The sequence below is a fragment of the Rossellomorea sp. y25 genome (assembly GCF_038049935.1).
Taxonomy (GTDB): Bacteria; Bacillota; Bacilli; order Bacillales; family Bacillaceae_B; genus Rossellomorea.
Window position 1 is genome coordinate 2,649,983 of the sequence record NZ_CP145886.1, and the last position, 25,949, is coordinate 2,675,931.

The 25,949-nt window shown below is 40.3% G+C and carries 29 protein-coding genes and 1 riboswitch; of the genes, 7 read left to right on the top strand and 22 right to left on the bottom strand.

What is annotated here, in order from left to right; all coding sequences use genetic code 11:
• Positions 1–3: 3 nt before the first annotated feature.
• From ribE to AAEM60_RS13340, 11 genes are all read right to left on the bottom strand, one after another.
• Entirely contained in the window at positions 4–660 is a 657-nt protein-coding gene (gene ribE / locus AAEM60_RS13290) for a riboflavin synthase (RefSeq protein WP_341356491.1), read from the bottom strand.
• 25 nt (positions 661–685) lie between these two features.
• On the bottom strand, positions 686–1,771 hold the full coding sequence (gene ribD, locus AAEM60_RS13295; RefSeq protein WP_341356492.1) for a bifunctional diaminohydroxyphosphoribosylaminopyrimidine deaminase/5-amino-6-(5-phosphoribosylamino)uracil reductase RibD: 1,086 nt from the start codon (positions 1,769–1,771) through the stop codon (positions 686–688).
• Between the two features lie 174 nt (positions 1,772–1,945).
• Positions 1,946–2,089: riboswitch (FMN riboswitch) on the bottom strand.
• 189 nt (positions 2,090–2,278) lie between these two features.
• On the bottom strand, positions 2,279–2,602 hold the full coding sequence (locus AAEM60_RS13300; RefSeq protein WP_341356493.1) for a four-helix bundle copper-binding protein: 324 nt from the start codon (positions 2,600–2,602) through the stop codon (positions 2,279–2,281).
• A 53-nt stretch (positions 2,603–2,655) separates the two neighbouring features.
• Positions 2,656–3,351 carry a hypothetical protein gene (locus AAEM60_RS13305; RefSeq protein WP_299737643.1) on the bottom strand — a complete coding sequence of 232 codons (696 nt, stop codon included), beginning with the start codon at positions 3,349–3,351 and terminating at the stop codon, positions 2,656–2,658.
• A 141-nt stretch (positions 3,352–3,492) separates the two neighbouring features.
• On the bottom strand, positions 3,493–4,365 hold the full coding sequence (locus AAEM60_RS13310; RefSeq protein WP_341358002.1) for a patatin family protein: 873 nt from the start codon (positions 4,363–4,365) through the stop codon (positions 3,493–3,495).
• Positions 4,366–4,521: 156 nt separating this feature from the next.
• Positions 4,522–5,400 (bottom strand): GNAT family N-acetyltransferase, encoded by an 879-nt coding sequence (locus tag AAEM60_RS13315; protein WP_341356494.1) that lies wholly within the window; start codon positions 5,398–5,400, stop codon positions 4,522–4,524.
• Positions 5,401–5,493: 93 nt separating this feature from the next.
• Positions 5,494–6,270 (bottom strand): ABC transporter permease subunit, encoded by a 777-nt coding sequence (locus AAEM60_RS13320; RefSeq protein WP_341356495.1) that lies wholly within the window; start codon positions 6,268–6,270, stop codon positions 5,494–5,496.
• Entirely contained in the window at positions 6,267–7,169 is a 903-nt protein-coding gene (locus tag AAEM60_RS13325; RefSeq protein ID WP_299737649.1) for an ABC transporter ATP-binding protein, read from the bottom strand. The genes AAEM60_RS13320 and AAEM60_RS13325 overlap by 4 nt, the downstream gene beginning before the upstream one ends.
• The gene (locus tag AAEM60_RS13330; RefSeq protein ID WP_299737651.1) at positions 7,166–7,381 is read right to left on the bottom strand and encodes a PLD nuclease N-terminal domain-containing protein; all 216 of its coding nucleotides are present in this window, start codon (positions 7,379–7,381) and stop codon (positions 7,166–7,168) included. Before AAEM60_RS13330 ends, AAEM60_RS13325 begins: the two co-directional genes overlap by 4 nt.
• 136 nt (positions 7,382–7,517) lie before the next feature.
• Positions 7,518–8,513 carry a WYL domain-containing protein gene (locus tag AAEM60_RS13335; RefSeq protein ID WP_299737653.1) on the bottom strand — a complete coding sequence of 332 codons (996 nt, stop codon included), beginning with the start codon at positions 8,511–8,513 and terminating at the stop codon, positions 7,518–7,520.
• Positions 8,514–9,191: 678 nt separating this feature from the next.
• Entirely contained in the window at positions 9,192–9,515 is a 324-nt protein-coding gene (locus AAEM60_RS13340; protein ID WP_148969340.1) for a DUF4870 domain-containing protein, read from the bottom strand.
• A gap of 244 nt (positions 9,516–9,759) precedes the next feature.
• Between AAEM60_RS13340 and AAEM60_RS13345 the strand changes: the two genes are divergently transcribed.
• The 5 genes from AAEM60_RS13345 to AAEM60_RS13365 all read left to right on the top strand — a co-directional run bounded on the left by AAEM60_RS13345 (position 9,760) and on the right by AAEM60_RS13365 (position 13,841).
• Positions 9,760–10,539, top strand: coding sequence for an undecaprenyl-diphosphate phosphatase (locus AAEM60_RS13345; protein WP_299737664.1), 780 nt, complete (start codon positions 9,760–9,762; stop codon positions 10,537–10,539).
• 10 nt (positions 10,540–10,549) lie between these two features.
• On the top strand, positions 10,550–11,149 hold the full coding sequence (locus tag AAEM60_RS13350) for a DedA family protein (protein WP_299737666.1): 600 nt from the start codon (positions 10,550–10,552) through the stop codon (positions 11,147–11,149).
• 63 nt (positions 11,150–11,212) lie between these two features.
• Positions 11,213–12,343, top strand: coding sequence for an amidohydrolase (locus AAEM60_RS13355; RefSeq protein WP_341356496.1), 1,131 nt, complete (start codon positions 11,213–11,215; stop codon positions 12,341–12,343).
• Between the two features lie 277 nt (positions 12,344–12,620).
• Positions 12,621–13,178, top strand: coding sequence for a GNAT family N-acetyltransferase (locus AAEM60_RS13360; protein WP_299737670.1), 558 nt, complete (start codon positions 12,621–12,623; stop codon positions 13,176–13,178).
• A 147-nt stretch (positions 13,179–13,325) separates the two neighbouring features.
• Positions 13,326–13,841, top strand: coding sequence for a hypothetical protein (locus AAEM60_RS13365; protein ID WP_299737672.1), 516 nt, complete (start codon positions 13,326–13,328; stop codon positions 13,839–13,841).
• Positions 13,842–13,924: 83 nt separating this feature from the next.
• On the opposite strand, the gene AAEM60_RS13370 is transcribed toward AAEM60_RS13365, so the two are convergent.
• From AAEM60_RS13370 to AAEM60_RS13395, 6 genes are all read right to left on the bottom strand, one after another.
• The gene (locus AAEM60_RS13370; protein ID WP_299737674.1) at positions 13,925–14,074 is read right to left on the bottom strand and encodes a DUF2639 domain-containing protein; all 150 of its coding nucleotides are present in this window, start codon (positions 14,072–14,074) and stop codon (positions 13,925–13,927) included.
• 60 nt (positions 14,075–14,134) lie between these two features.
• Positions 14,135–15,205 carry an undecaprenyldiphospho-muramoylpentapeptide beta-N-acetylglucosaminyltransferase gene (locus tag AAEM60_RS13375; protein ID WP_299737676.1) on the bottom strand — a complete coding sequence of 357 codons (1,071 nt, stop codon included), beginning with the start codon at positions 15,203–15,205 and terminating at the stop codon, positions 14,135–14,137.
• A 171-nt stretch (positions 15,206–15,376) separates the two neighbouring features.
• Complete coding sequence (crtI, locus tag AAEM60_RS13380) at positions 15,377–16,852, bottom strand: phytoene desaturase family protein (protein ID WP_299737678.1); 1,476 nt, start codon at positions 16,850–16,852, stop codon at positions 15,377–15,379.
• On the bottom strand, positions 16,849–17,943 hold the full coding sequence (locus AAEM60_RS13385; protein WP_341356497.1) for a glycosyltransferase family 2 protein: 1,095 nt from the start codon (positions 17,941–17,943) through the stop codon (positions 16,849–16,851). Before AAEM60_RS13385 ends, crtI begins: the two co-directional genes overlap by 4 nt.
• Positions 17,944–17,956: 13 nt before the next feature.
• Entirely contained in the window at positions 17,957–18,673 is a 717-nt protein-coding gene (locus tag AAEM60_RS13390) for a lysophospholipid acyltransferase family protein (RefSeq protein WP_341356498.1), read from the bottom strand.
• On the bottom strand, positions 18,670–19,437 hold the full coding sequence (locus AAEM60_RS13395) for a carotenoid biosynthesis protein (protein WP_341356499.1): 768 nt from the start codon (positions 19,435–19,437) through the stop codon (positions 18,670–18,672). Before AAEM60_RS13395 ends, AAEM60_RS13390 begins: the two co-directional genes overlap by 4 nt.
• A gap of 156 nt (positions 19,438–19,593) precedes the next feature.
• Between AAEM60_RS13395 and AAEM60_RS13400 the strand changes: the two genes are divergently transcribed.
• Positions 19,594–20,961, top strand: a complete 1,368-nt coding sequence (locus tag AAEM60_RS13400; protein WP_341356500.1) for an MATE family efflux transporter — start codon at positions 19,594–19,596, stop codon at positions 20,959–20,961.
• A gap of 60 nt (positions 20,962–21,021) precedes the next feature.
• Here AAEM60_RS13400 and AAEM60_RS13405 read toward each other — a convergent pair whose 3' ends face one another.
• The 4 genes from AAEM60_RS13405 to AAEM60_RS13420 all read right to left on the bottom strand — a co-directional run bounded on the left by AAEM60_RS13405 (position 21,022) and on the right by AAEM60_RS13420 (position 23,924).
• A complete protein-coding gene (locus tag AAEM60_RS13405) occupies positions 21,022–21,795 on the bottom strand; it encodes an SDR family oxidoreductase (RefSeq protein WP_299737689.1) in 774 nt (257 codons plus the stop codon).
• Between the two features lie 220 nt (positions 21,796–22,015).
• Positions 22,016–22,873 carry a CAP domain-containing protein gene (locus AAEM60_RS13410; protein ID WP_299737691.1) on the bottom strand — a complete coding sequence of 286 codons (858 nt, stop codon included), beginning with the start codon at positions 22,871–22,873 and terminating at the stop codon, positions 22,016–22,018.
• A gap of 273 nt (positions 22,874–23,146) precedes the next feature.
• Positions 23,147–23,506, bottom strand: a complete 360-nt coding sequence (locus tag AAEM60_RS13415; protein ID WP_341356501.1) for a hypothetical protein — start codon at positions 23,504–23,506, stop codon at positions 23,147–23,149.
• Positions 23,507–23,639: 133 nt separating this feature from the next.
• Positions 23,640–23,924: a hypothetical protein gene (locus AAEM60_RS13420; protein ID WP_341356502.1), complete on the bottom strand. Its 285-nt coding sequence runs from the start codon at positions 23,922–23,924 to the stop codon at positions 23,640–23,642.
• A gap of 71 nt (positions 23,925–23,995) precedes the next feature.
• Between AAEM60_RS13420 and AAEM60_RS13425 the strand changes: the two genes are divergently transcribed.
• The gene (locus AAEM60_RS13425; RefSeq protein ID WP_044336558.1) at positions 23,996–24,241 is read left to right on the top strand and encodes a DNA alkylation repair protein; all 246 of its coding nucleotides are present in this window, start codon (positions 23,996–23,998) and stop codon (positions 24,239–24,241) included.
• Positions 24,242–24,325: 84 nt separating this feature from the next.
• On the opposite strand, the gene AAEM60_RS13430 is transcribed toward AAEM60_RS13425, so the two are convergent.
• Entirely contained in the window at positions 24,326–25,945 is a 1,620-nt protein-coding gene (locus AAEM60_RS13430) for an MDR family MFS transporter (RefSeq protein WP_341356503.1), read from the bottom strand.
• Positions 25,946–25,949 lie beyond the last annotated feature (4 nt).

Below are 25,949 nucleotides of genomic sequence, written 5' to 3' on the forward strand. Positions count from 1 at the left end.
CTATTAGTCAGCGAAACCATTTTGAGTTAAAAAATCATAGCTGATGCCACTTGAAGTACTCTTAGATTGTTCCTTTGCTTCATAGAAACGATGAAAATATTTCGCCATTACGTCACATTCAATGTTGACACGGTCCCCTACTTTCTTTTCACCAAGAACCGTGTCACCTCTGGTTTGTGGGATCAACGAAATCGTAATGGTATTATTTTTCACATCAAACACAGTAAGGGAAGTGCCGTCTATTGCGACAGAGCCCTTCATGATAAATAAATGACTCTGATTTTCCGGAATAGTAATGTCCATATACCAGGCATTTTCAACCTTCTCTACTCTAACAATCGTCCCTACTCCATCGACATGCCCATTAACGAAATGCCCTCCGAAACGACCGTTTGCAGCCATCGCCCTCTCCAGGTTGACTTTAGAACCATGGGACAGATTTCGCAGCGTTGTACCTTCAAAGGTTTCAGGCATCACATCCACTTGAAATTGCCTGGAGGTGAATGAAGTAACGGTTAAACAGACACCATTCACACTGATGCTATCTCCAATATGAACGTCTTCTAGCACGCGGCCCGCTGTTATCGTGAGTTCCATGGATGAGGAGGATTTTTTCATGCGTTCAATTGACCCGATTTCTTCAATGATTCCAGTAAACATCCCTTTCTCCTCCTTTCAATAAAGGTTAAATCTTAGGCATAGCAACAATTTTAATGTCCTTTCCTACTCGTTCAAGACTCTTAATCTCCATTTCAAGACCTTCTGCAATGGTCGGGAAACCTTCCCCTCCAAAACTGGTGAAGGCAGAGCTTCCGCCTACAAGCTTGGGAGACATATACATAACCAATTCCTGAAAGACTTTTTCCTTTAAAAAGGAGGAGTGAATAGTAGATCCACCTTCTACATAGAGGGATCCGATATTCCGGGCACCCAGTTCTTTTAACACTGTGTGAATGTCTATCCTTTCCTCTGAAAGGGTGATGATTTCACAGCCTGATTCCATATAGGGCTTCTTCTGTTCTTCGTTGACAGTACTGCCCGTGAAGATGAGCGTCCTGCTTTCTGAGTCTTCCACTACATGGGAGTGGAGAGGTGTTCGTAAAAAGGTATCTAATATTATTCGAATGGGGTTTTTTCCACCTTGGGGCAAACGGGTGGTAAGGTGTGGGTTGTCCTGAATAACGGTATTGACTCCTACTAATATCGCGTCATGCCGGTGACGATCATAGTGGACATCTGTGCGTGAAGCTTCTGAGGTAATCCATTTGCTATCTCCTGAAGCTGAAGCTGTTTTCCCGTCTAATGTAACAGCTGTCTTAAGGGTTATATAAGGCGTGCCGTATTGAATGAAATGGAAGAAGTGCTTATTTAGTTCGATGGCTTCTTCTTCAAGCTCTCCAACCAGTACTTCTATGCCTTCATCTCTCAATTGTTGAATTCCCCTTCCCGCGACAAGGGGATTTGGATCTGTACTTGCAATATGGACCCGCCTCACTCCGCTTGAAATCAGAAGCTCTGAACAGGGAGGTGTTTTCCCGTAATAAGAACATGGTTCCAGCGTAACATATACGTCACTTCCCTTCGCCTTTTCTCCTGCCATCTTTATGGCATGAACCTCTGCGTGACCTTCTCCTGCTTTTAGGTGCGCACCCATCCCAACGACTTCTCCATTTTTCACCACAACCGCTCCAACGGCAGGATTTGGTGATGTTTGACCTTGTGTGGTCTTTGCCATAGAGAGGGCAAGCTTCATATATTTTGAGTCGTTCAAACGTTTTACCTCCCTTCTCGTTTAATATTATTCAAAAATAAATAAACCCCAAGTAATTTTTTACTTGGGGGAAGTTGGCATGACTGAATAAAGTATTCACATGATTTCTTTTTTTCGGAAACATAATCCCCATAAAAAAGGTAGACTTCTCGCGCCTGCATCAAGTAAATACTGCCGGTCCTTCTCCCATCCAGACTATCACTGTCGGCTTTGGAATTTCACCAAATCCACCGTCTAATTTTCATTAGCCGGGTCACGGACTAAGAGCATGCGCTCATCACCGCCGGTAGGGAATTTCACCCTGCCCCGAAGGAAACCTATTCGATTATCATTATTCTATCATAGTTTCCTAAATGAAATCATGTAAGGAGCTCTAAAAACTTATTTTTGTATTAATTTTTTGAATATATATTAGAAACATCTCTCTATTTCTGCCTGCGAGCACTAAGAAAATGCTACAAAAATAAAAAAGAATGCCTCTATTAAATAGAAGCATCTCTACATTTATTATGCTAATAGCTTCCTGCATTCTTCCGCACATTCAAAACAGGCTTTAGCGCAGTCCTTACAATGTTGCTGATCATAAGAATTGCATTCTGTTCCGCACGCATCACAGATTTCTGCACAGACGACCAGAATTTGTTGAACAAACTTACTGCTTCGCTGCATGGTATTTATAGTATACGAACATATATCTGCGCATTCCCGGTCCAGCTCTATGCACATCATCATCGCTTTTTCTTCCTTAAGGGATGCATGATAGCATACATTACATGCTTCCAGACATCGTTGCAAAGCCGTTAAACATGGTTTGTAATCGGCATTCATCATCTCACCTCCACGAACATTCCTATTTAGCATTCCCATCTGGGGAAAAAGGATTACTATGTGGTAAGAAAATAATCGCTGTCTACATACCATAGGAAAATAAGAAGCCAATCAAGTTCTTCGCTATATGCTTCATAAAATGAAACATAGCTATGGTGATAGTCGAATAGCTGTTGGACACTTTGAGGAAGATATCCTTTTTGTAAGGACAAATAATTTTTTTTATTATAATTCAATATCCATCGTTTGTTTCCTTTATAAATGATAATTGTGTCACCCTCGTCACTTCGCCATTCGATAGCAGTAGAGCTCTGATATTTCAAGTGAAAAATCTTTCGGGCTCCTCGCTGATCAATTTTCAAGGTTCTGCTCCATTGAAAAATTGCCATCGGGTGTTTATTTTGCCGGTGAAACATGTAATGTTTTGGATTGTTGATCAAGGACATTCTTTGAATAAAGTATTCTGACCATCCATTCGTTTTTAAGTAATATGAACCCTCTTTCGTTTGAACCCCGATTAATGCATGCTGGGAAACAGGGATTTTCTCATAAAATAGTCGGTTCGCTTTCTTTAGTTCCTTCTTCATACTAAAGCTGAGATATAGATTTGAAAACGCAGGTATAAAGATTAACAGGGGGAAATAATATAATTGTTGAGTCACCATCAGCATTCCTACACCTATAAGAAAATACATGATACTGCGATAAAGCAACGTATATTGTTCATTTTTGTAGATTTGATAGAGGTTCATGAAATGCTCGTCCTTTCAAGGAATCTCTATCATATGTATGTGAAAATACCTTAAATAGACCATTCAAATAGAAAAAGCCAACGCTTGCAGAACCTTCAAATAAGAGATGAGAAGACTTTCTGTCTTTCGTTGGCTTATATGTTATGAGTGCACTGGAGTGGCTGAGCGATTCCATTCCATTATTTTTTTATCTTTTGACTCTGCATCGTGATAGCCTTGCCAGTACAATTCGTCCAGCTTTTGTGGATTTTTTTCAATACGGCTTACTTTTAATGGATGTTGGGGTTGGATAATCAGCACATCCCCATTCTTTTCTCTCCTTTCTAGTTCTTTGATTGTGTGATTGTAAAGCAAGTAACGGTTCATCATCGTTTTATGTAATTCAGGGTATTGAGGATACTTTCTTTTCACAAGAAAAGAAAAGCGTGAAGGCTTTTTATAATAGCCACTGTTTCTAGTTAGAATGACTATATTTTTCTTAAATCCGTCCTGCTCAGCTTTTTCGATGGGAACTGGGTCACTTATTCCTCCATCGAGAAGATGACGGGATTCAAACTCCACGATCGGAGCGACGAATGGCAGGGAACTTGACGCACGGATAATCGTAAGAAGCTCCTCCCCATAGTCTCTTCTTGAGAAATACGCCGGTTTTCCGGTATGACAATCTGTGGTACCGACAATAAATTCCGTTGAATTAGAGTGAAAAGCTTCATAATCGAAAGGGACCAGCTTATTCGGAATTTCATCAAACACATAATCCATTCCAAATAACTCTCCTGTTTTCCAATAGTTTCGCCAAGATAAATATTTCGGGTCACGTATAAAGTCTACATTCACCTTTTTATTGCGTCCATTTTGCTTAGATAAATAGGATGCTGCATTACATGCACCCGCAGATACTCCGATTACATAAGGAAATTCAATGCCTTTTTCCAGGAAGTATTCCAGTGCTCCTGCCGTGTATATCCCTCTCATTCCTCCACCTTCGAGAACGAGGCCTGTGTTTTCAATCATCATCTTCTTGTCTACCTCCCTAAAGATGCAAGAGTTTTCGTCACCGGTATCGAATAAATGACTATATTTTCCCACAAATTAGTAAGAATGTGTACTAACTTGCTCACTGATTAAGCCACTTAATGATTTCATTCTTGATGATTCCGACTCGGTCTCTCATTCATCATTCTCCACAGGAATAAGTTTAGCGTTACACATTTTTTCATAAAATTCAATGGGTCCAGCTTCTTTTAAAACGGCATACATATACCCTTTCTCTTGCATGCACTGTAATGCATTATAAAGGAGTGCTTTTCCCACTCCTTTATGACGGGTGTGTGGGAGAACCCCCATCGGTCCGTAAATTCCTTTTTTATTTTTATAGGCATCAAAGGCTGCGAATCCAATTAATTCACCTTCTTCTTCCGCTTTGATAATCGGGATGCATTCCCCTGATGATTGAAAGGCTTTTAACAACGTTTTTGACCACGATCCTCCGAAATGCTCCTCTACCCATACCAATAACTCTTTTTCATCTTCACCCTGTACAGGGCTAACTTGGACAGCAGGGTTTACTTCATATTTCCAATCTTTGTTCAATAAATAAACCGTCAAATCCCGGGCTGTAGTAACAGATCGGATAATCCTTTCATGAGGGATTGCATTGAGTTCTTTTTGCAATTGAGGGTGTTCTGGAAGATGGGCGTAAAACGCTTTAATAATATGACCTTCATTTAAAAACGTTTGATTGTATCGTTTCATGACTCCAATCGATGTGTTCCATACCTTTCTTGCGTGTGTTGATAAAGGAATGGAAAAGCAATCAATTCGCTCTGTATCAGGTGGCTCTGAAGGAATGATAGTAGATATGTTTTCTATCTGTTCCATAAAGGGTTCCATAAGGTGATACATCTCCCTGAGAGTACCTTCTTTTACGTGAGCCGCTCCTAAAAAGAAATCCATGCTTTGAATGCTTGTATGATGATTCCTTTCGGCAATCATATGAGCGTTTTGAATCAATTTGTTAACTTTATGGGTGTATTGAAGTTCTATCATGCAGCCCACTCCCTTCTATCACCATCATTCGACATAAAATAAGGTAATCCTTTTACTTGAGGTCCGTCCCTCTAAAAATGGAGCTCTGTTTGGTCAGATCAAATCTTTTTTCTTATAGATAGGTGGTGATATGAGCAGGATGGCCAGGCAAAAGATTGTAGTGAGGATAATGGTCCCTGTCAGGTGATCCGGCCACGTGCTATGAAGGATGATTTCATTTACATAGCTGGGTAGCTGACCTGGGGACCACTTTAAGGTTCTTGTCATGTACCCTGACACAAAGGTTAAGAATATGGCGATCCCGATCGTAAAGAATCCTGCCAGGCCAGGCATTTTTACTAAACTACTAAAGAAGACGACCAGTGTTAAGATAAAGGTAAGCCACAAGCCGTAGACGAGGAAGCCATGTACGAATGCTGTAAAACCAATCCCGTTAAATAATACCTGAATATAATACCAGCTGGATATCATCCCAAGACCATAAGAGACCCACACCAGAACAAATGCAGCCAACCATTTGGAATAAATATAAGCTGTGTAGGAGACGGGCTTCACCAATACCATAATAGCATTTCCGCTCTTTCTCTCTCCTGCGATCATTCCCATAAATCCTAATACGATGATGAGGACGCCAAAGGTACTAAACTTGCTGATAGTCGATAATAACACTTCTCCAGATGATGGCGTTGGAATACTGATGACCGTTCCTTCCGGCAGATCTCCTACTGAATTAATAATGTCTGGTAAATAAAATGCCGTTAAAGGCTCTGTTAACCCAAATAAAATGAATACGATTGGCATCCAGATCATTTTATAATTCCGTGTTAGTTCCCGCATTTCTTTTCTTAATAAAACCCAGAATATTTTCATTTTTTGATCACCTCCATGAACAATTCCTCCAGGCTCTGTTCACTTGTTTCAAATTTAGTTACCCCCCATTGGTGTTCTGAGATCATAGAAAAGATTCTCGCTCTATCCCTTTCCAGTTCACTTACTTCAAAGGATAGTCGATCTCCATCTGAGATAAGATGATGAACCCAATCTTTTTGCAGCAGATACGGTTTATATTTTTCGCTTCCTTCTTTAAAATACAGATTTAGTCTTGTTGTTTGATGCCTTGCCTTTATCTCTTCCAGGGGTCCTTGTTCGATCAGGACTCCCTCGTGCAAAAACAACACATCCTCGCATACTTGTTCTGCATCATTTAAAATATGTGTAGAAAAAAGGATCGTCGTTTCCTTTTTTAACATTTTCAACAGCTCCAGCACTTCTCTTCTCCCGAAAGGATCTAAGGCAGATACCGGTTCATCAAGGATTAGGAGCTTTGGCTGATGAATAAGGGCTTGAGCTATCCCCAATCGCTGCTTCATCCCACCTGAATACTGGCCAATTCTTCGATTCTTTCCTTCCAGCAAACCGACTAGCTCTAAAAGTTCTTCACCTCGATTTTGAGATGTTTCCCTCGTTAAACCGGCTATTTCACCGGAAAAGGTGAGAAATTCTTTTCCTGTCATCCATTCAAAAAAGGAAGGATATTGGGGCAGGTAGCCGATCATTTGCCGTATATCTTTAGAGGTTACGCTTGTTGAAATTGATCCATCAGTAGGTGTAATTAGCCCTGCTAGCATATTTATTGTAGTGGTTTTCCCTGCTCCATTGGGACCAAGAAGAGCTGTACAACGACCTTGTTTTAATTGAAAGGTAAGGTTCTTTACGGCCAGCTTTTCCCTATACTTCTTTTCTAAAGAACATACTTCTATTACATTCATCCATCATGCCTCCTTCCAAAAATGAAATATACGACCGGCCCGATAATGTTGATAAACAGGATAATGAGAACCCATAGCCATTTAGGACCATTCGTTGCTTGAATCCGGATCACATCAATCACCGCAACCACCATGAGTATGAGTTGAATAAGGATGACAGGAGCAATAAGTCCCCAATTTATTGACTGAAATACTTCTTGTAATTCGTTCATCTTCAATTCCTCCTTTTGTTTTTCAATGATAAGACGGAGAAAGAAGAAATTCGTTTAATATTTTTTCAAGAAATTTTAGAGGCTAAAAACCGCAAAAAGCACTGACCCTCTAAAAGCAAAGAGAATCAGTGCTCCTTTATCCCGAATGATATAAAGAATGCAGCTTAGAAACTTCCGTTTTGACGGTTTCGACTAGTGAAGGCGGAGATATGACTCTCGCCTGACTGCCAAAATTTAAGATCCAGTTCACTAGTCCACTACTGACACGGGCTTTTGTAGTTAGAATAAAATGGTCTTCACCATCTCTTTGAATATCTACATCCTTTCCGAACTTATCGATGATCACATTGATGAGGTGGTTTTGAAATGAAACTTTAATCCATTCTTCATCACCTGCAAACATATGAAAGGTGGATTGTACATACTTAGATACATCAAAGGGTTGATATGGAAAGGTTTCAGAAAGGGGTTCTACATTCCTTAATCGATCCACACGGTAGTGGCGGATTTCGTCTGCTTCAAAATAATAGGCAATCAGATAGTAGAAATCATTTGCCCATGCAAGGGCATAGGGCTTCACCTTATAAAGCTTTCCTTCATGACTCAAATTAAACTGTTTCTTCACATCGTATCGACCATATTGGAACGTAATCATTCTACGTTCTGCTATTGCTTCATGAATATCATGGATAGCGAGACGAATATAGGGACTTTCACTTTTAATGGAGGAATCGATTTGAATTTCATTATGCAGCTTTTTCCCTTGATGAAGACTTGTGAGCCTCTTTATTTTTCCAGTCAGCTGTCTCGTTTCCTTCTTTGATATAAATTTGGCGGAAACGACTGCATCGATGAGCATGCGAAGTTCATATAGCTCGAACAGGCGATACTGATGACTATAATATTTAGGCAGCCCTTCTTTTTCCTGGTTTATGGTGACATCGAAATTATTTCTGATAAGATGCTCAAGATCATCTTTTAATGAATTTTTGTTCAATTTCACCTCAGGGCCAAACATCTGCTTAAAACGGTTAATGATATCATCCAAACTCAACTCATGATCCTCATCGGTTTCTTCACTCAATATACCCATCAGCCTAAGCACTCTCTCTTTATTATCCACCCTCGTCATTTTGATACGCTCCTTTCGGGGACAAACCTATCCTTCTAAACGGAAAGACATTTTTATAAAACTATCAATATTCCGATATTTTTGTCAACACTTTATTTCTAAAATTCACTTTAATGAAGGCTCATTTCTTTTCGCAAATACTGTTATTTATTATCAGAGGGTATGCTTAGGCTCTGTCCATTAGTGTGTGCTGGAAGGTGAGGGGAACCGCTTCGCTTTCCGCGGACGTTCGGCCGAGCCTCCTCAGCTTAGCCGAACGGGGTCTCGGCACGCTCGTTCTTCCGCAGGAGTCTACGCAGTTCCCCTCCCCATCTATAAGAGGATTTCATGACAGAGCTAAAAGGTGACAAAAACAAACTAATAGAAAACAGAATTTCTAGTACGCGACCATTAAAGAGGTAACTTGCTAAAAGTTTGTTGATTTAAATTAGATTTTATTAAAAAAACATACTGAGAAAGTTGATTGGAGCGGAAGGTGCTCGACTCCTGCGGGAATTGCGGGAAAGTTGAGACCCCGCAGGGCAATGCCCGAGGAGTCTCAACTCACGCCCCGCGGAAAGCGAGCACCTGGAGCGGAAATCAACCACTACTCGCTTTTTTAAGAGCAACAATGTTTATGAGAAGAGCCTTAATGGAACAGAAAAAAGAACCCATGAATGCTCATGAGTTCCCAGCTGCTTATTTAAGTAATCGAAAGACCGTCGGAATTCTATAATGCTCTCCCTCATAGGCTCTGATCGCTCCCAATATCGTAAAGATCAAGGCCAGGACACCCACGACAGGAGCCAGAACAAATCCAATCAGCACCACCATCAAAATGGTGCTTACCAAACCATAAACGGCATATGAAATAAGAAAGTTGAAGTATTCCTTTCCATGAAAGTCCACAAACTCTGATTCATCCTTTTTAATAAGCCAGATGATCAATGGACCAATGAATGCTGTGAAGAAGCTTAATATATAAATAAGAGCTGCCATCATTCTTTCATCTTTCGTCGGCATATTGAAATTCCTCCTTTTCACCGCTCACCCTAAACAAGAGTAAACAGACTGTTAGATTCTATCCTCCTCTATACTTACGTGCACTCTGTCAGAAAGTTTCATCTAATCATGTATTTTTTTTTGAGAACCCTTAAAGAGAAATTCTGCAAACTTCCGGACAGTCCTCATGAAACGTGAAAGGATGGAATATACGTTAAGTAGAGGAGTTTGTCCTTAGTGGACTTGCAGAAAGGTAGTGATGGATTTGAATAAATTTGAAGCCTTTATTCTGGGAATCATACAAGGTTTAACAGAGTTCCTTCCAATCTCAAGCACAGGTCACCTTTATCTCGGAAGGCTTACCTTTGGACTCCAGGAAGCTGGACTTTTCTTGGATACGATGCTTCATATCGGAACGTTGATCGCAGTTCTTGTTGTGTATCAAAAGGAACTTCTCTACATGTTGAGGCACCCCTTTAGTAAATTATCATGGATACTCATCATTGGGACCATCCCGGCTGTGATCGTGGGCTTTTTGTTCGAAGATTTCTTTGACTCAATCTCAAAGACGGGTTCCACGATCGGATGGGAGTTTCTTGCAACGGGATGTATTATGTATTTTGCAGATGGAGTGAGAAATGGCTATAAAAAACTCGATGACCTTTCTTACACAGATGCAGTGGTGATCGGGAGCTTTCAAGCAGCAGCCATCTTCCCGGCGTTATCAAGGTCAGGATTAACCATTGCGGCAGGCTTATTCAGGAAGCTTGACAGGGAAACGGCGGCTTATTTTTCCTTCCTTCTATCTACCCCAGCCATACTTGGTGGAATCGTGCTACAAGGGAAAGAAATGATGGGAGGAACTGTTGAAGCGATCTCTTTTTCAAGTTTAGCCATCGGAACAGTAAGTGCCGCAGTATTCGGATACTTTGCTATCCTTACGATGGTTAATTTTTTGAAAAAGCACTCCCTTAAAATTTTCTCCTACTATGTGTGGGCTCTGGGGCTCTTGATTCTCTTTCTTCAATACTCTGGGATTATGTAGGAGGAACACGATGAACCATGAATCGATCGTACAAATCTTGACACAATTAACTGATTTGGGTTACGCGGGAATCGCACTTGCACTCATGATAGAAGTGATTCCAAGCGAGCTTGTATTAAGCTATGCAGGCTTTATGGTGAATGCCGGTAAACTCTCCTTCATTGGAGCGTTCCTTAGCGGGGTCATCGGGGGCACACTTGCACAACTATTTCTCTATTGGCTTGGCTACTATGGTGGCCGCCCCTTCTTTGAAAAATATGGAAGGTATCTACTTATTCAGCAAAAGCATTTGACGGCTGCTGAAACGTGGTTTGATAAGCATGGTACCATCGTCATTTTCACCGCTCGATTTATTCCGATTGTCCGTCACGCCATTAGTATTCCGGCTGGCATCACCCGAATGCCTCTTTCTACATTTAGTCTTTATACCTTTGCAGCCATGCTTCCCTGGACATTATTGTTTATGGTCATCGGGATGGAGCTGGGTACTCACTGGGAGCACATTGAAGTAATCGGAGTACGCTATATTAAGCCTTTGAGTTTCATTGCAGTAGTTGGAACAGTTCTCTATCTATTTTTTTCCTATTGGAGAAACAAAAGGAAGGATTAACTTCTTTTTTTCCATGAAATTGTTTAAAATAAGAAGGAATAAAGACCCACGAAAGGATTACCTATGAATTCGATACTATTAAAGAACGCAACCATATACCCCATCACATCCAAGCCCATTCAAAAAGGTTCTGTACTCATAGAAGACGGAAAAATCAAACAGATTCACTCACAAAGCATAGAGTCCTTCACCGATGCTTCAGTGTATGATTGCCAGGGGAAATTTCTCTTCCCGGGCTTCATCGACTCCCATACCCACTTAGGGTTGTATGACGAAGGCACCGGTTGGGCAGGAAATGATGCCAATGAAACCATTGAGCCAATGACGCCTCATATCAGGGCTTTTGACGGCGTATATCCATTAGATCCCGGTTTTAAAGATGCTCTGAAGTACGGTGTCACAACAGTTAATGTCATGCCTGGGAGCGCAAATGTAATCGGTGGAACGACTTCTGTGATCAAAACCTATGGATCAACGATTCGATCGATGCTGATTAAGGAAACGTCCGGATTGAAAATCGCCCTTGGGGAGAACCCGAAACGGATTCATAGTAATGGAAACAACGATTCCATTACGAGAATGGGCATTATGGGAATGCTTAGAGAAGCATTTTTCTCAGCCAAATATTGTGATCAACCCGAAGATCTCAGAGTTGCACCTTTAGTATCTGCATTAAAACGTGAAATCCCTGTTCGGATACACGCTCACCGTGCAGATGATATCCTGTCTGCGGTCCGGTTTGCCGACGAGTTCAATTTGGATTTACGCATCGAGCATTGTACAGAAGGTCATCTCATTTCTGAAGAATTTTATGGTAAAAATTTAAAGGTTTCAGTAGGGCCAACCTTTACAAGAAGATCCAAAGTAGAGCTAAAAAACAAAAGCTGGATCACGTATCAAAAATTGACGGAAGCTGGTGTCGAAGTGTCCATTACGACCGACCACCCGTACACTCCGATTCAGTACTTAAATATGTGCGCGGCTATCGCTGTTCGGGAAGGGCTGGACGAACATAAAGCCCTTGAGGGAATCACCATCCTCCCTGCCAGAAACCTTGGTGTATCTGACCGCATCGGTAGTATAGAGGTAAACAAGGATGCCGATTTAGTACTATGGAGCCACCATCCATTTCATTTTATGGCCAAGCCGATTGTAACCTTGGTGAATGGAGAAGTCGCTTATCAAAGTGTGTAGAAATTTGTTAAAAATTTTCATCAAAATTTAGCATTTTACCTATTTCCTTTTTGAGATATTTCGTATATGATACAAATGGATAATATATTTCCGGTTACAAAGACGCGATCAATTCTTATATTGAGCGACTGTAATGAAGGGAAGGCAAAAGGTGCGCCACCAGTTTCTTGACTGGTCTTAGTGGGTTCGATTCCCACCCCGAAATTTTTTAGTTACCATTTAAAAATTTCGAGGGTGGGATCGTACGCAAGTAGACTGCCCTCAAGGAGGGTCTACTATGATCAAGAAACGTGAATTACATGAGTGTCATGAGCTCTATGACCTGATGGTGCACCCGGATGTCTTCCCTTTCGTGCGTCAAAAAGCTCATTCCTATGAGGAGCTTCTCTTCTTAACGAAACAAACGATTGAAGCTGAGGAGCGTGGAGAACTCATTTCCCGTACGATTTTGGACGAATGGGGCAACCCGATCGGAACGATAAACTTATTTGATATTCAAGAAAATGCTGGGTTCCTGGGAACCTGGATTGGCAAACCCTATCATGGAAAAGGATACAATCAACCAGCCAAAGATGCATTCTTCGCTGAACTTTTCTTCGAATTAGGAATGGAAACCATATTCATGAGAATCCGCAAAGTGAATACCCGCTCCCAAAAAGCAGCAGAAAAACTTCCATATGTACTAAAAGCGAACGAAACAAGAAAATCTCTTTACGAACAATTAAATGCTCAAGAAGAGGTATATGATTTATATGAAATCCCCAAAGACTTATACACACTTTATTTATATCAGCTTCAACCTTCCCAAGAAGAAGATCAAGCTTTGGAAGCTTAGGATAAAAACCGATTTCCCTATGAGGAAATCGGTTTTTTGTTTTAAAAACAATCCATATAAGTTCCCCCTCTCTTTCTTCATACATAAATTCAAGTTACATCCGGGAAAGATATAGTGAAGAAAAAGGTTTATAGGAGGGCTTTCACAATGCCTATTCGAATTATTTTAGTCGTACTATCTTGGGGAAGCCTGCTGTTTCTCAAGAAGGAAACCATCATACGCTTTTCTCCCTCTGCGATTTTAGTGAGCTTCATTCTAACAACCATCACATTATGTAACTCGGTTCTAAAGTTTTGGGAGATTCGAGGAAGCAAACAAGAAAAATTGCTTGGTGATTTATCGTTTATTCTGGGTCCGTTCCTTTCTGCTACACTTTGGGTTTTCAGATTAACCTATAGATCCTTTCCACTCTATATGCTCTTAAACCTCTCCATTAATTATATATTTGCCTATCCCCTTACCTCATTTTTCGAGAATAAAGGCATATATAAATTAAAACGGATGAAGAACCATTATATGTACATGCTTACGATCAGCTATTCTATCATTATTTATTGGTATCAATCCCTTATCGAAAATAAATTCATGAACAAGAATGAAGACTTATCCTCTCAGAGATTCAGCGAGAAAACGAACGATATCATCGCAGAAAAATTATTATAGCTCACAAAAAAGGAGCTGCTGATAGTTGACAGCTTATCTTCATTCCAAAAGATAAGCACACACTAACAGGCAGCTCCCATTTTTTATTTCTTTTTCGCTACTTTCTCGAAATACAGATTCCTTACAACATAGGTTTTATAGTTTTCCAATTTTCTTTTTTCTAACGGATGATGACTGATTCCCATCTTTTTAAGCTCCTGAAGGTACCACCCTTTTGAAAATTGATAAGCCATTGTCCTTCTCCCCTTCAACCATTTATATACTATATGCTTAAAGGAGGGTACCATGACTTATTATCGGGACATTGATGAAAGTTCCTCATACATGTCTTGTATGGTATAGGCTTTTTGACTTTTTTCCATGTTGTGGATATAGGTATCTCTGTTTTCCTTTAACTCATTAACTTTCTTGAGGAAGCTCTCTTCGGTTAGCTCTTCTTCTTCAAGTTTTAATGCATAACCATGCTTTACGAAGCTGTTAGCGTTTAGGATTTGATCTCCACGGCTCGCTTCTCTTGATAGGGGGATCAGTAACATTGGTTTTTTCAACGCAAGAAATTCAAAGATCGAATTAGATCCTGCACGTGAGATCACATAATCCGTCATCGCTAAATAGTGAGGAAGATCACCTTTTATGAATTCATATTGCCGGTACCCTTTTTGGGTATAGGTTTCTTCGATATTCCCCTTCCCACAAATGTGGATGATTTGGAAATGGGAAAGGAGTTCATTCAGGTTCCCTCTTACCGCTTCGTTAATTTTTCTTGCACCAAGACTTCCACCCATAATCATCAATACAGGCTTGTCTTCATAATACCCGGTTAAACGTTTTCCTTCACTTGCATCTCCTGTAAACAGCTCTTCACGAATGATCGCTCCTGCACATAATGATTTATCACTTGGAAGTGATTGAACCGTTTCAGGAAAAGTGGTGAAGATTTTGGTGGCAAAAGGAACCGCTAATTTGTTCGCAAGTCCCGGTGTTACATCCGATTCATGAATCGCTACAGGAACCTTTGCAATCTTAGCAGCCATGACGACGGGAACGGAAACAAATCCCCCTTTTGAAAAGATGATGTCTGGTTTCGTCTTACGAATGACGTTTAAAGCATCAAACACACCTTTCATCACTCGAAATGGATCTGAAAAGTTTTTCCATGAAAAATACCTTCGGAGCTTTCCGCTTGAGATGCTTTCATAAGGAATATGGGGAAATTGTTCTGTTATGATTTCCTTTTCGATTCCGTCTTCTGATCCTATATACGTTATCTTCCATCCTTCTTTTTCAAAGTGTGGAATCAATGCTGTATTAACCGTAACGTGGCCTGCTGATCCGCCGCCTGTAAATAAAATGCGTTTACTCATATGTATAAACTCCTAACTTGATTTTCTACTAACCTTATCTTTCATCATTATACACTTTACCAAAAATGTCTGGAGGATAGAACTACGAAAATTTGACAAAAGAATAGGCTCCGTCAACCGGAACCCTTTCAATCTCTGCAACAAACGTGTTGAACGTTGTAATGATTTAATTTAATTAGATAAGACCTTATCTCTTTTCAATATATAATTGGCTACATTTCTTCCGCTGATTGTAACCATTGGAGATCCTCCACCCGGATGAGTCGTTCCTCCAACATAGAAGAGGTGTTCAATGTCCTTGCTAACGTTGGAAGGGCGAAGAAACGCTTCTGTCATCCGGTGGGAAGCCAGGCCATAAAGGGAGCCTTTATAGGCAGAGAATTTGTGTTTGATCGTATTCGGCGTGAATACCCTCTCTACTTCTAATGAGTTCCGAATTGGCAGCCCCTTTTCTTCTAATTTCTGATAAATCTTCTCTTTATACGCCTCGGCTTGTTCATCAGTCACCTCGACGGCTGGAGCATTCACAAGAATAAATAAATTACTTCCCTTGGTGATGTTAGGATCTGTGGCAGCTGAATGGCTAATATAGATGGTCGGGTCACTGGGCAGCTCTTTCTTCATGAAAATTTGCGAGAACTCCTTTTGATAATCTTCTGTGAAATACACTTGGTGATGATGAACGGAATCCTGATAGGCTCGTAACCCTGCCAAAATGACAAAAGCGGAAATGGAAGGTTCATAGGAGTCCAGCTTCCTATCAGGATGGCTTGGTCGCTCTTTCTCTTCAATAAGATTCTTCGTAGCCGTGATAAAATCCCCATTCACAATCACATCATGGGCAGGTACCGTTTCACCATTTTCTGTTACAACCCCCACTGCTCTTTTTTCCTCCACTATAATCTCTTTTATTCTTATGCCCAGATGAACCTTGCCTCCCAGTTCTTCAAAGAATCGGTAGAAGCCTTTTGCAATCTCTGGGTTTCCACCTATCGTATAATACACCCCTTCTTTCATCTCGAGATGGCCGATCAACGAGAAGGTCGCCGGGCACTCATATGGTGAAGATCCAATATATGTCGCATAACGATTAAACACTTTCAACACATCTTCATCCTGAAAGAACCTTCGGTGAAAATGATCCATCTTTTCAAAGGGACGGACCTTCATAAAGCTGTAGGATAGCTGCGGTGCGAGGTAATCCCGCCATGAACCAAAAACCCGATAGAAAAATCCCCGCTCGGCTAATGTGTATAGCTTTTCCACTTCCCTTAAATACTCTTTGTAATGAGATGCCCCGTACGGATCGAGTTTTTCAAGTTCCGTAATCATTTCCTCCGGGTCCGCTGATTGATATAGAATTCTCCCATTGTGAAAGACATTTTTTGTATGTTTTACAAGCCTTTCAAACTGAAAATAATGAGAAGAGTCTCCTCCTGCATCATTGATCACCGATTGAAATACTTCAGGCATGGTAATGGTATTAGGTCCAAAATCAAAGGTATACTCCTCGATTTCAACAGGCATCATTTTCCCTCCAGGATGAAGGTTCTCTTCTATGATCGTTACATTATAGCCTTTACTTTGGAGAGAAATACCTGCGGACAATCCCCCTAATCCACCTCCAATAATGACGATATCCTTCATGAATAGGTCCTCCCCTTCCAAGCGTATCCCTGTTTCTTCATTCCTCGCAGCATCGAAGCCCACATAATGATGATAAAGCTTATAGAAGCAATCGGCATGATAAGAAAATGCCACCTGGATTGATTGGATGCAATATCAATCATGAGGGTTTGTACCCATATCGCAACCAGCGGAACACAATAGCTCCATTCCCCTGCCATTAATCCATATAGGAACAGGGGAAGGGGCAATATGTAAAATACGAAGTAAAAAAGGGAAAGCAGAAAAACGGAAATTGGAGTTCTCCCTAATCCTATATAAATATTTTTTAAGAAACCCTCCCATACTTCCTTATTGGTATCATACATATGGCATGTCACGTCATATGTATTGTTGACGATTGTTACCTTCCAACCCTTTTCTTTCACTTTCCTCGCAATATGCACATCTTCTAATAAAGACGATTTCACTGCTTCATGACCACCGCACTCTTCATACGCTTCCTTCTTAAAAAACATAAAGGCCCCGTGAGCAGCGGTAAATGCTTTATTCGTCGTATGATTGGCAACTGCAATGGGTAAATGAAAGTATACCAGGAAGTGTTGAAAGGGAACCAGCATCTTACTGAGTAAAGTAGGTATGGGAAATTGCGGAAATCCCGTTACAAGCCCTGCATTGTATTGGTTCATCTGGAACAATACTTTCTCAATGATGGACGGGGACACCCTGACATCTGCATCAAGGAATAAATAATATGTTCCTCGGGCATGCTGACCCAGCTCCTTGCATGCATGGACCTTCCCCACCCATCCTTTTGGGAGTGGCTTTCCGTTGATGATTTTAAAGCGGGAATCCCCTTTGGTTAATTGGAATAGGAGTTCAGGGGTACGATCCGTTGAGCCATCATCTAATATGATAAATTCAACAGGTGAATGGGCAATCTTCTTAATACTTTCAATTAAACCTTCCACATTTCTTTCTTCATTCCTCATAGGAACAAGTACAGAAACAAGTTCATTCGAAGACAATTTACGAGAAAGCTTCGGTAAAAAGAGTAGATTGATGAACGTGACCAGAACAAACATGAACGTGATGAAGATAAAATAATTCAATGTCTTTACACCTCTACTTCCTTCTTTTCCAAAAGCTCAACCATTCACTATTCGTAGGAAAACCTTTTAGTAATAATTCAAAGCTTGAAATATCTTCATTTATGATATCGGACTTTAGGGACTCGATCCTTTTTTCCATAACAGTCCTTAGACAGTCTGTAAGCTCTTTTCTTGAATAATGCTTATTGTGATCTACTCCCTCATCACAGATTCTGATAAATAATTCAGGCCTTTGATCATGACGAAATGTGTAGTAGAACGTGACCAACGATACCTTTATTTCGGGATTACGTTCACTTAAGAAGCTTGGACCACTCATAAATGAAATAGGCCTCTTCTCAAGATGCTCTTCCTTGCCCTGCGGAAAGATCCAGACAGTTTTCTTCTCTTGCAGGCACTTCTCAGCAAACTTTAAGGAAGAGACCAAATCTTTGGGTGAGTCGGGGTTTACTGAGAATGCCCCGATTTTACGGAAAAAAGAGAAATCTTCCATCCCTTTCTGACTCATCATGGCGTAGCTGTCTTCTTTTACAACATAATGATTCAAGTAAAAGACCATCAATCCGTCCCACCAGCTTGAATGGTTTGCGAGTATCAAGTGACCGGAAGGAGATTTTCCAGACTCCCTGTGATCATCGATCCAAACACGATAAAAATGTTTCTTCAGCTGATAGGTAAGGTAGTGGGCCAAGAGGCGTTGAAATCTCCTGCTTTTTTTCGGTTCGATCATACTACCTTCTCCAATCGTTTTCTAAGTAAGAGAGACACACCGTAAAATGCAAGCGTAACCCAAACAGCCAGCCAAAGCCCTTCCACGATTGCCGTCACGATAAACATAAAGATCACGAGGTAATACAACCGTCTCATCCGCGAGCTCCAATGTGAAGAAACACCCTCGTGTTTTATCAAATAGTACAGGAAAAATTGAATGAAGAACGAAACAAAAAACCAGCCTAAGAAATTTTGAGTTGGAATATCATAATACATCCCTTCCTCATCCCATATCCAGTATTCCCGGCCTTTAAAAGCCACCGGATCAATAATCAGGTCCATCGTCACCGCTAAAATGGACGTAACTGTGCTATAGATAAACGCTGCCATTACAGTCTTTCTTCGGGATAGCAGGAATTCATAGTGTGCCATACTCGTGAAGATCACCATGACCCAGGCAAAGCCTATGGTGATGGGTACGCCAACCAGCTGAAAACCAAAGTCTTTTTCATAATGATAAGAGCCAAATATCAGACCATAATGAACGCCTAATGACTCTGCAAAAATCGTAAGCAGCATAATACACAACGCGATGATGGCCCCGATTTGTCCTCCCAATTTCTTCATTGCATAAAGAATAGCCAAAAAACCGGCCAAATATAAGAAAACGGCATTCGCCCATTGAAGGGATGGAGGAAGCCAATCAAGAGAAACAAGGATAATCCCCACTCCGTACCATATAAGAAATACGATCCAAATCCAGTCCTGCCATTCTTTAGTCATTATCTTCCTCTCCCACATGCTCTTTCTTTTCAACATCAATTATATAAGAGTGCAATGTTTAAATGCATATTTAACTCTCTGTCTCTCTAAAATGTGATACAGTATGATAGTGAATTTATCAAAAGCTCAAGGGAGTTATTCAAAGGAGTTCATTTTATGAGAGAAACCCATTCAGTCAAGGATAAAATCAAACAATTATCCATTATACTCATTCCCATTCTGGTCACCCAGTTGGGAATGTTTGCAATGAATTTTTTCGACACCATCATGTCAGGAAAGTATTCTCCGATAGACCTGGCCGGTGTTGCCATAGGTTCCTCCCTTTGGGTACCGGTATTTACAGGGTTAAGCGGCATCCTTCTAGCGGTTACCCCAATCGTCGCTCAATTAATAGGAGGAGGAAATAAGAAAGATGTTCCCCACACTGTGCTTCAAGGTGTATATGCAGCCATTGCTCTATCACTTTTCGTGATGATTATCGGTGCATTCGTTCTTAATCCAATTCTGAATGGAATGAATATTGAAACACAGGTCCGTACTGTTGCTAAAGATTATCTCATTGCCCTTTCATTCGGGATGATTCCATTATTCATCTACAATGTACTGAGATCATTTATTGATGCCCTGGGAATGACAAGGGTCACCATGTTTATTACATTGCTTTCCCTTCCGATAAATGTCGTATTTAATTATTTATTGATATTTGGAAAACTCGGTTTCCCTGCATTAGGAGGAGTCGGCGCTGGTTATGCTTCAGCTATCACCTATTGGGTCATTACACTCATTGCTTTTTGGGTTGTGCATACAAAAAGACCATTTAATCAATACTTTATCTTCAAAACCATCCATAAACCTGACCTCTCTAAATGGAAAGAGCTCTTTCAAATTGGGGTGCCGATCGGTCTATCTATTTTCTTTGAAGTAAGCATCTTTTCTGCTGTTACTTTATTGATGAGCAATTATGATACAGTCGTGATAGCAGCTCATCAAGCAGCGATCAATTTTGCATCCTTTCTCTATATGATCCCGCTCAGTATTTCCATGGCATTAACCATCGTTGTAGGGTTTGAGGTGGGAGCGAAAAGGCTGCGGGATGCAAAGATTTATAGCTGGATGGGGGTAAGCTTTGCATTACTATTGGCAGTCATATATGGTGTGATTTTGCTCGTGTTCCGATCAGAAATCTCGTACCTCTATTCAGATGATGCATATGTATTGGAATTAACGGCTCATTTTTTATTGTATGCTGTGTTCTTCCAGCTATCAGATGCCATTCAGGCTCCAGTACAAGGGGCGCTCAGAGGATACAAGGATGTCAATATCACCTTTATGATGGCACTCATATCCTACTGGGTGATTGGATTACCGCTTGGTTATGTTCTAGCCAACTACACTGCCTTTGGTCCGTACGGGTATTGGCTCGGCCTGACATCCGGCTTAACTGCAGGAGCCATCACGTTATCAGCCAGGCTCCTATTCATTCAGAATAAGTATAGAAAGCAATATAGTCTTATAAAACAATAAACACATCATTTAAATCCAATAGACATGGCAGATTTTTTTCTGCTGTGTCTATTTACTCCTTCACTGACGAAATACCTTTCCAAGCACATCCTTGCCCCCTGTAACAGGAATAATGGAACCGGTAATAAAATCGGATTCTTCCTGACATAGAAAAGAAATGATTCTCGAAAGGTCTTCACCCGTTCCAGGACGCCCCACCGGTGTGTTAGAATCATGATGTTCTTTCGCTTTATGAATCTCTTCTTCTTTCCATTCCCCAACGATGTCCCCGGGGCAGACCATGTTCGCCGTTATTCCATTACGCGCTTCTTCGATAGATATGGTTTTCGTAAAGGAAGCAAGTCCTGCTTTTGATGCCGCAAACGCGGAACGATAGATCCAGCCTGGTGATGTTTCAACTCGATCATATCCAAACGTGATAATTCTTCCCCATTTCTTTTCCCTCATTTTAGGAATAATCAACCTTGATAAGTAGAAAACACTATTTAAATTTCCGTTTACTATGTAGTTCCATTCTTCTGGGGAATAGTCAGTAAATGACTTCCGCTCTTTCACGTAGGGACCTGCATTATGAATTAAGATATCGACACTTTCCACTTCATTCAGAATTTCTGTTACCATTCGCTCACATTCTTCAGGTACAGAAATATCACCCTTGATGGCTATTAATTTATTGTTATATTTCCCCATCAAATGGGAAACCAGATTCTCAACAATTTGATCATTTTGTCTGTAGTTAATGATAACGGTATATCCTTGTTTCGAGAATTCCTCTACCGTTCGCCGACCGATCCCCTTCGATCCTCCCGTTATAAACACAACTTTTTCTTTCATCAAGTTCACTCCACGTACTCGTTATACTTCAATAGTAAGAATGATTATGTTGAATTGCAAATGTAAGCTCTTTAATAATGCATTCATATTCGACAATAGCCCCATTTTTTGTATATTTTATTTTGATTAGATTAAAATAACCTAAACGGGCTTCATCCTTTTTCGTACACAAAAAAAACAACCTCTCCATAAGAGAGGCTGCTTTCATGATTGTGTTATATTATTTACCAATGAACTGTTGAGTCCAGTAGTTACCGTTTTCTACATGTCCTACACCGATGTGAGTGTAGTTAGAGCTTAAGATATTTTTACGGTGACCATCACTGTCCATCCATGCTTGTACTACTTCTTCTGGAGTAGGTTGACCCATAGCGATGTTTTCACCGGCAGAGCTGTATTGAATGCCGAACTGCTTCATCATGTCGAATGGTGAACCATAAGTCGGGCTATCATGAGAGAAGTAGTTATTCGCTTGCATATCACGAGACTTTTCACGTGCAACTTTGCTTAACTCAGTATCTACTTTAAGCGCTGGAAGACCTTGCTTTGCACGCTCTTGGTTCGTTAACTCCACTACTTTCTGCTCGTATTGACTTAATTGACCTGTTTCTTCACTTACCTTTTGTTCTGGTTGTTGTTTCTGTTCGTTTGCTGCAGGTGCAGGAGCAGGAGCTTCTGCTTTTGGTGCTTCTTGTTTTTCAGGAGCTGGTGCTGGTGCTGGTGCCTCTGCTTTTGGTGCTTCAGCTTTCGGTGCTTCCTTAGCTGGCGCTGGTGCAGCCTGGGCTTGAGGAGCTTGTCCTTTTAATAGCTCTTGTACATTAATATTCTTACCATCAATTTGAAATTTTGATAGAGTATCTTGTACAAATTTATTTAAATCTTCTTGATTACCATTATATTTAAAAGTGTTCACCTGTTGTGAAACCTTATCTGGAGTTGGACATGGTGCTTCAGCCCCAGCTTTTCCTGCTGCGAATGGTGCTGCTAATAGTGTAAATGCTGTTGCTGTTGAAACCATCATTTTCTTGTTCATAAAAATGAATTCCTCCTTAGTGAATGTGTTTTTCTTGCTGCACATTCATCATACCACCCCGTTTTTGTTACATTTACGGGAGATCTTGGTAACTAGATATCAATTGTTCTATTATGAAAGACAATTTTCCTATAGTACTATAGTAATCATTGATTCTAGTAGGGAGAAAGTATATTTGAAATGATTTACTTACATTTCCAATGGTTGTATTATTTAGCTCAGGAAACTAATTATTACCTGTATATCAGTATTGACAGCTTTTGAGCAGACCCAATTTTGTAACGGATGTTACAGTTACATTTCACAGAAAGCGCGATTTCACCCTAAAGATAGGTATTCTTTGCATTTTTTGTCAGATTCAACAATAATATATCCTTTGACCTGAAACCCAAGACGTTTTAGTTGTCTAACGCCCACATTGCATTCTATAAGATTACTCCCCATTACCACGATAGGACCATTAGGGATATCGTGTGAGTGCCTTCCTATATATCCACACGGGATCGCTATAATGTTATCGTAATCTTCTTTAGAGGAATCCTGATAATCCCGGACATCAACGACTACATGTCGGGAAGTTACCTCAAGAGAAGACCATTGTTTTGTTCTCACAGGGAAATATCGATAATACATCATATAAGAAAGTACACTAAAGAGAATTAAGCTTATTACTAGCATACTGGCATCATCCTTTTTAATAATCTAATCATCATTATATACCTACACAGGTATATAATGAAGAAAAATGCTCAGAATGGGATGACTAATGTCTATCACTTGTCCTAATTTGCTATAACACAGCACCTAAATGTTAATATGTATCTTCAATCAATCGTAAGACCATTTCAAGATGTAGCTTTATTAAAGCAACTTTCTCTTCACTCGTCAGGTCCGATTCAATAATTCTCTTCGTAGCTGAGAGGTATTTTTCTTCTTTTGATTTACGCACTCTTGGATGACTATTGCCGTCCAATAGTTCACGTTTAATCGCTTCCTTCAGGATATTTTCTGAAGAAGCACCTTCACTTATTAACAATCGGTTTTTCCAGATCTGCCTGTAGGCTTCTAATAATACATCGAAAGATTCTAATGTCATATCCAAACAACCTTTACATAAAAAGTTAAATCATAAAGCATACTAGAAAAAAACGAAGAAAGGTGATGTACATGACTACACCCTATCGCTGTCCCAGCTGTAAAACAAATCGCACTCGATTTAATATTATACAACAAGTATCTCAGAGTGTGAAACTTGATCCTGCCTCTGGAGAAGTTGTTCAGAGTTATGAAGAAGGGCAGCTCGAGCCCTTTCATCTTGCATACAATGGACCTGATTTAAAAGTTCAATGTGCCGCTTGCGGTTTAGTAGAGGATGAAATGACGTTTAAGAAGTTTGGAGAAAGTACAATGTAAGGCATACAAAAAGGGTAACTGGATGACTCTGTCTCTCCGACAGATCTATCCGGTCACCCTTTTTGTATTTAGTGCTCATGCCAATTAATGATTGGATGCTTCTTTAAGCTTAGTTTCTTTTTCTTCTTCTGTTACATCTTTATTCGACATACGTAAAGGGATTTCTTCCATAAAGAACGTTAATACAAAACCAAAGAGAAGAATGATAGCACCGATAAAGAAGACATTCGTTAAAGCGAAACTTAACGCCTCTCTCACACCTTCGAGAATGGTTGCGTATATCCCTTGGAATTCTTTCGGTAATGTTGATTGTAATTCTTTTAATTTCTCACCATTCATAATGTTTTGAGGATCCTGAAGCTGCTTCAGTACTCCTGATGTTTCAGGATTCGTAAGTAGAGGTGAGTCTTTCACATCTGACATTTTCTCATTCATTTTTGAAGACATGGAAGTATTCATCACGGTACCCATGATGGCTACACCAATCGTACCTCCGATTTGTCTGAATAATTGAGTGGCAGCGGTAGCCACACCAAGGAACTTATGCTGAACAGCGTTTTGAACGGTTAAAGTGAAAACCGGGAAGCTCAGCCCAAGACCTGTTCCTACTATAATAATATTGATTAGAGCCGTTGTATTGGTTGTGTTCGTATCCATAAAGGATAAAAGTATCATTCCTGCACTCATTACGAACAAACCGATTAGGGCTAGAAATTTATATCTGCCTGTCTTCGTGATGATCTGTCCACCAACTGTACTCGCGATCACCATACTTAATGTCATCGGCATCATCACCAAGCCCGACTTAGTGGCAGATGTCCCCATGACCCCTTGAATAAAGAACGGCATATACATGATGGCTCCAAACATTCCTGCTCCCAGGATAAATCCAATGATATTTGATAATGTGAAAATTTTATTTTTGAACAATTGAAGTGGAAGTACAGGATTGCTTGCTCTCTTTTCCGTAATGATAAATAAGACAAAAGATACCACCGTTGCTGACAGTAAACCTATAATCGGAAGGGAAACCCACTCATAATCATTTCCACCCCACGTAAAGGCCAATAATAATGGAATAATCGTCAGAGTAAGCATAATGGAACCTAAGTAGTCCACTTTCAATCCTCTATTTGGTTTCTGTGAAGGGAACATTTTATAAATCATTCCAAAGGCAATGAAACCAACAGGAAGGAACACCCAGAATACCCAGTGCCAGTCTGCATTATCAACAATCCAGCCACCTAATGTAGGACCGAACACACTTGCCAGACCAAATACACTGCTCATTAATCCCTGCCATTTCCCTCGTTCCCTTGGAGAGAATAAGTCCCCGACGGCCGTAAACGCAGTAGACATGATCATACCCGCTCCAAAACCTTGAATTCCTCTGAAAATGATTAATTGAAGGATTGATGATGAAAGTCCATTCAAGAATGAACCAATCATAAACACACCAATACCTAGTAGGATGAATGGCTTTCTTCCATACATATCAGATAATTTTCCTACTAAGATGGCCGTTACCGAACTGGTTAACATAAAGATTGTAAAAACCCAGCTATAGTAGTCAAGCCCACCAATCTCAGAAATGATTCTTGGTAATGCGGTCCCCACTATCGTTTGATTCAATGCCGCAAATAACATGGCTGACATGATGGCTATCATGATCATTACTTTTTTTCGATGTTCTAAGTGCTCCATTTTT

Excerpts from the sequence above, each read along its gene's own strand:
- ribE (WP_341356491.1), bottom strand. The coding sequence starts at position 660 with ATGTTTACTGGAATCATTGAAGAAATCGGGTCAATTGAACGCATGAAA.
- AAEM60_RS13300 (WP_341356493.1), bottom strand. The coding sequence starts at position 2,602 with ATGATGAATGCCGATTACAAACCATGTTTAACGGCTTTGCAACGATGT.
- AAEM60_RS13305 (WP_299737643.1), bottom strand. The coding sequence starts at position 3,351 with ATGAACCTCTATCAAATCTACAAAAATGAACAATATACGTTGCTTTAT.
- AAEM60_RS13310 (WP_341358002.1), bottom strand. The coding sequence starts at position 4,365 with ATGATTGAAAACACAGGCCTCGTTCTCGAAGGTGGAGGAATGAGAGGG.
- AAEM60_RS13315 (WP_341356494.1), bottom strand. The coding sequence starts at position 5,400 with ATGATAGAACTTCAATACACCCATAAAGTTAACAAATTGATTCAAAAC.
- AAEM60_RS13320 (WP_341356495.1), bottom strand. The coding sequence starts at position 6,270 with ATGAAAATATTCTGGGTTTTATTAAGAAAAGAAATGCGGGAACTAACA.
- AAEM60_RS13325 (WP_299737649.1), bottom strand. The coding sequence starts at position 7,169 with ATGAATGTAATAGAAGTATGTTCTTTAGAAAAGAAGTATAGGGAAAAG.
- AAEM60_RS13330 (WP_299737651.1), bottom strand. The coding sequence starts at position 7,381 with ATGAACGAATTACAAGAAGTATTTCAGTCAATAAATTGGGGACTTATT.
- AAEM60_RS13335 (WP_299737653.1), bottom strand. The coding sequence starts at position 8,513 with ATGACGAGGGTGGATAATAAAGAGAGAGTGCTTAGGCTGATGGGTATA.
- AAEM60_RS13340 (WP_148969340.1), bottom strand. The coding sequence starts at position 9,515 with ATGCCGACGAAAGATGAAAGAATGATGGCAGCTCTTATTTATATATTA.
- AAEM60_RS13350 (WP_299737666.1), top strand. The coding sequence starts at position 10,550 with ATGAACCATGAATCGATCGTACAAATCTTGACACAATTAACTGATTTG.
- AAEM60_RS13355 (WP_341356496.1), top strand. The coding sequence starts at position 11,213 with ATGAATTCGATACTATTAAAGAACGCAACCATATACCCCATCACATCC.
- AAEM60_RS13360 (WP_299737670.1), top strand. The coding sequence starts at position 12,621 with ATGATCAAGAAACGTGAATTACATGAGTGTCATGAGCTCTATGACCTG.
- AAEM60_RS13365 (WP_299737672.1), top strand. The coding sequence starts at position 13,326 with ATGCCTATTCGAATTATTTTAGTCGTACTATCTTGGGGAAGCCTGCTG.
- AAEM60_RS13370 (WP_299737674.1), bottom strand. The coding sequence starts at position 14,074 with ATGGCTTATCAATTTTCAAAAGGGTGGTACCTTCAGGAGCTTAAAAAG.
- AAEM60_RS13375 (WP_299737676.1), bottom strand. The coding sequence starts at position 15,205 with ATGAGTAAACGCATTTTATTTACAGGCGGCGGATCAGCAGGCCACGTT.
- crtI (WP_299737678.1), bottom strand. The coding sequence starts at position 16,852 with ATGAAGGATATCGTCATTATTGGAGGTGGATTAGGGGGATTGTCCGCA.
- AAEM60_RS13390 (WP_341356498.1), bottom strand. The coding sequence starts at position 18,673 with ATGATCGAACCGAAAAAAAGCAGGAGATTTCAACGCCTCTTGGCCCAC.
- AAEM60_RS13395 (WP_341356499.1), bottom strand. The coding sequence starts at position 19,437 with ATGACTAAAGAATGGCAGGACTGGATTTGGATCGTATTTCTTATATGG.
- AAEM60_RS13400 (WP_341356500.1), top strand. The coding sequence starts at position 19,594 with ATGAGAGAAACCCATTCAGTCAAGGATAAAATCAAACAATTATCCATT.
- AAEM60_RS13405 (WP_299737689.1), bottom strand. The coding sequence starts at position 21,795 with ATGAAAGAAAAAGTTGTGTTTATAACGGGAGGATCGAAGGGGATCGGT.
- AAEM60_RS13410 (WP_299737691.1), bottom strand. The coding sequence starts at position 22,873 with ATGTGCAGCAAGAAAAACACATTCACTAAGGAGGAATTCATTTTTATG.
- AAEM60_RS13415 (WP_341356501.1), bottom strand. The coding sequence starts at position 23,506 with ATGCTAGTAATAAGCTTAATTCTCTTTAGTGTACTTTCTTATATGATG.
- AAEM60_RS13420 (WP_341356502.1), bottom strand. The coding sequence starts at position 23,924 with ATGACATTAGAATCTTTCGATGTATTATTAGAAGCCTACAGGCAGATC.
- AAEM60_RS13425 (WP_044336558.1), top strand. The coding sequence starts at position 23,996 with ATGACTACACCCTATCGCTGTCCCAGCTGTAAAACAAATCGCACTCGA.
- AAEM60_RS13430 (WP_341356503.1), bottom strand. The coding sequence starts at position 25,945 with ATGGAGCACTTAGAACATCGAAAAAAAGTAATGATCATGATAGCCATC.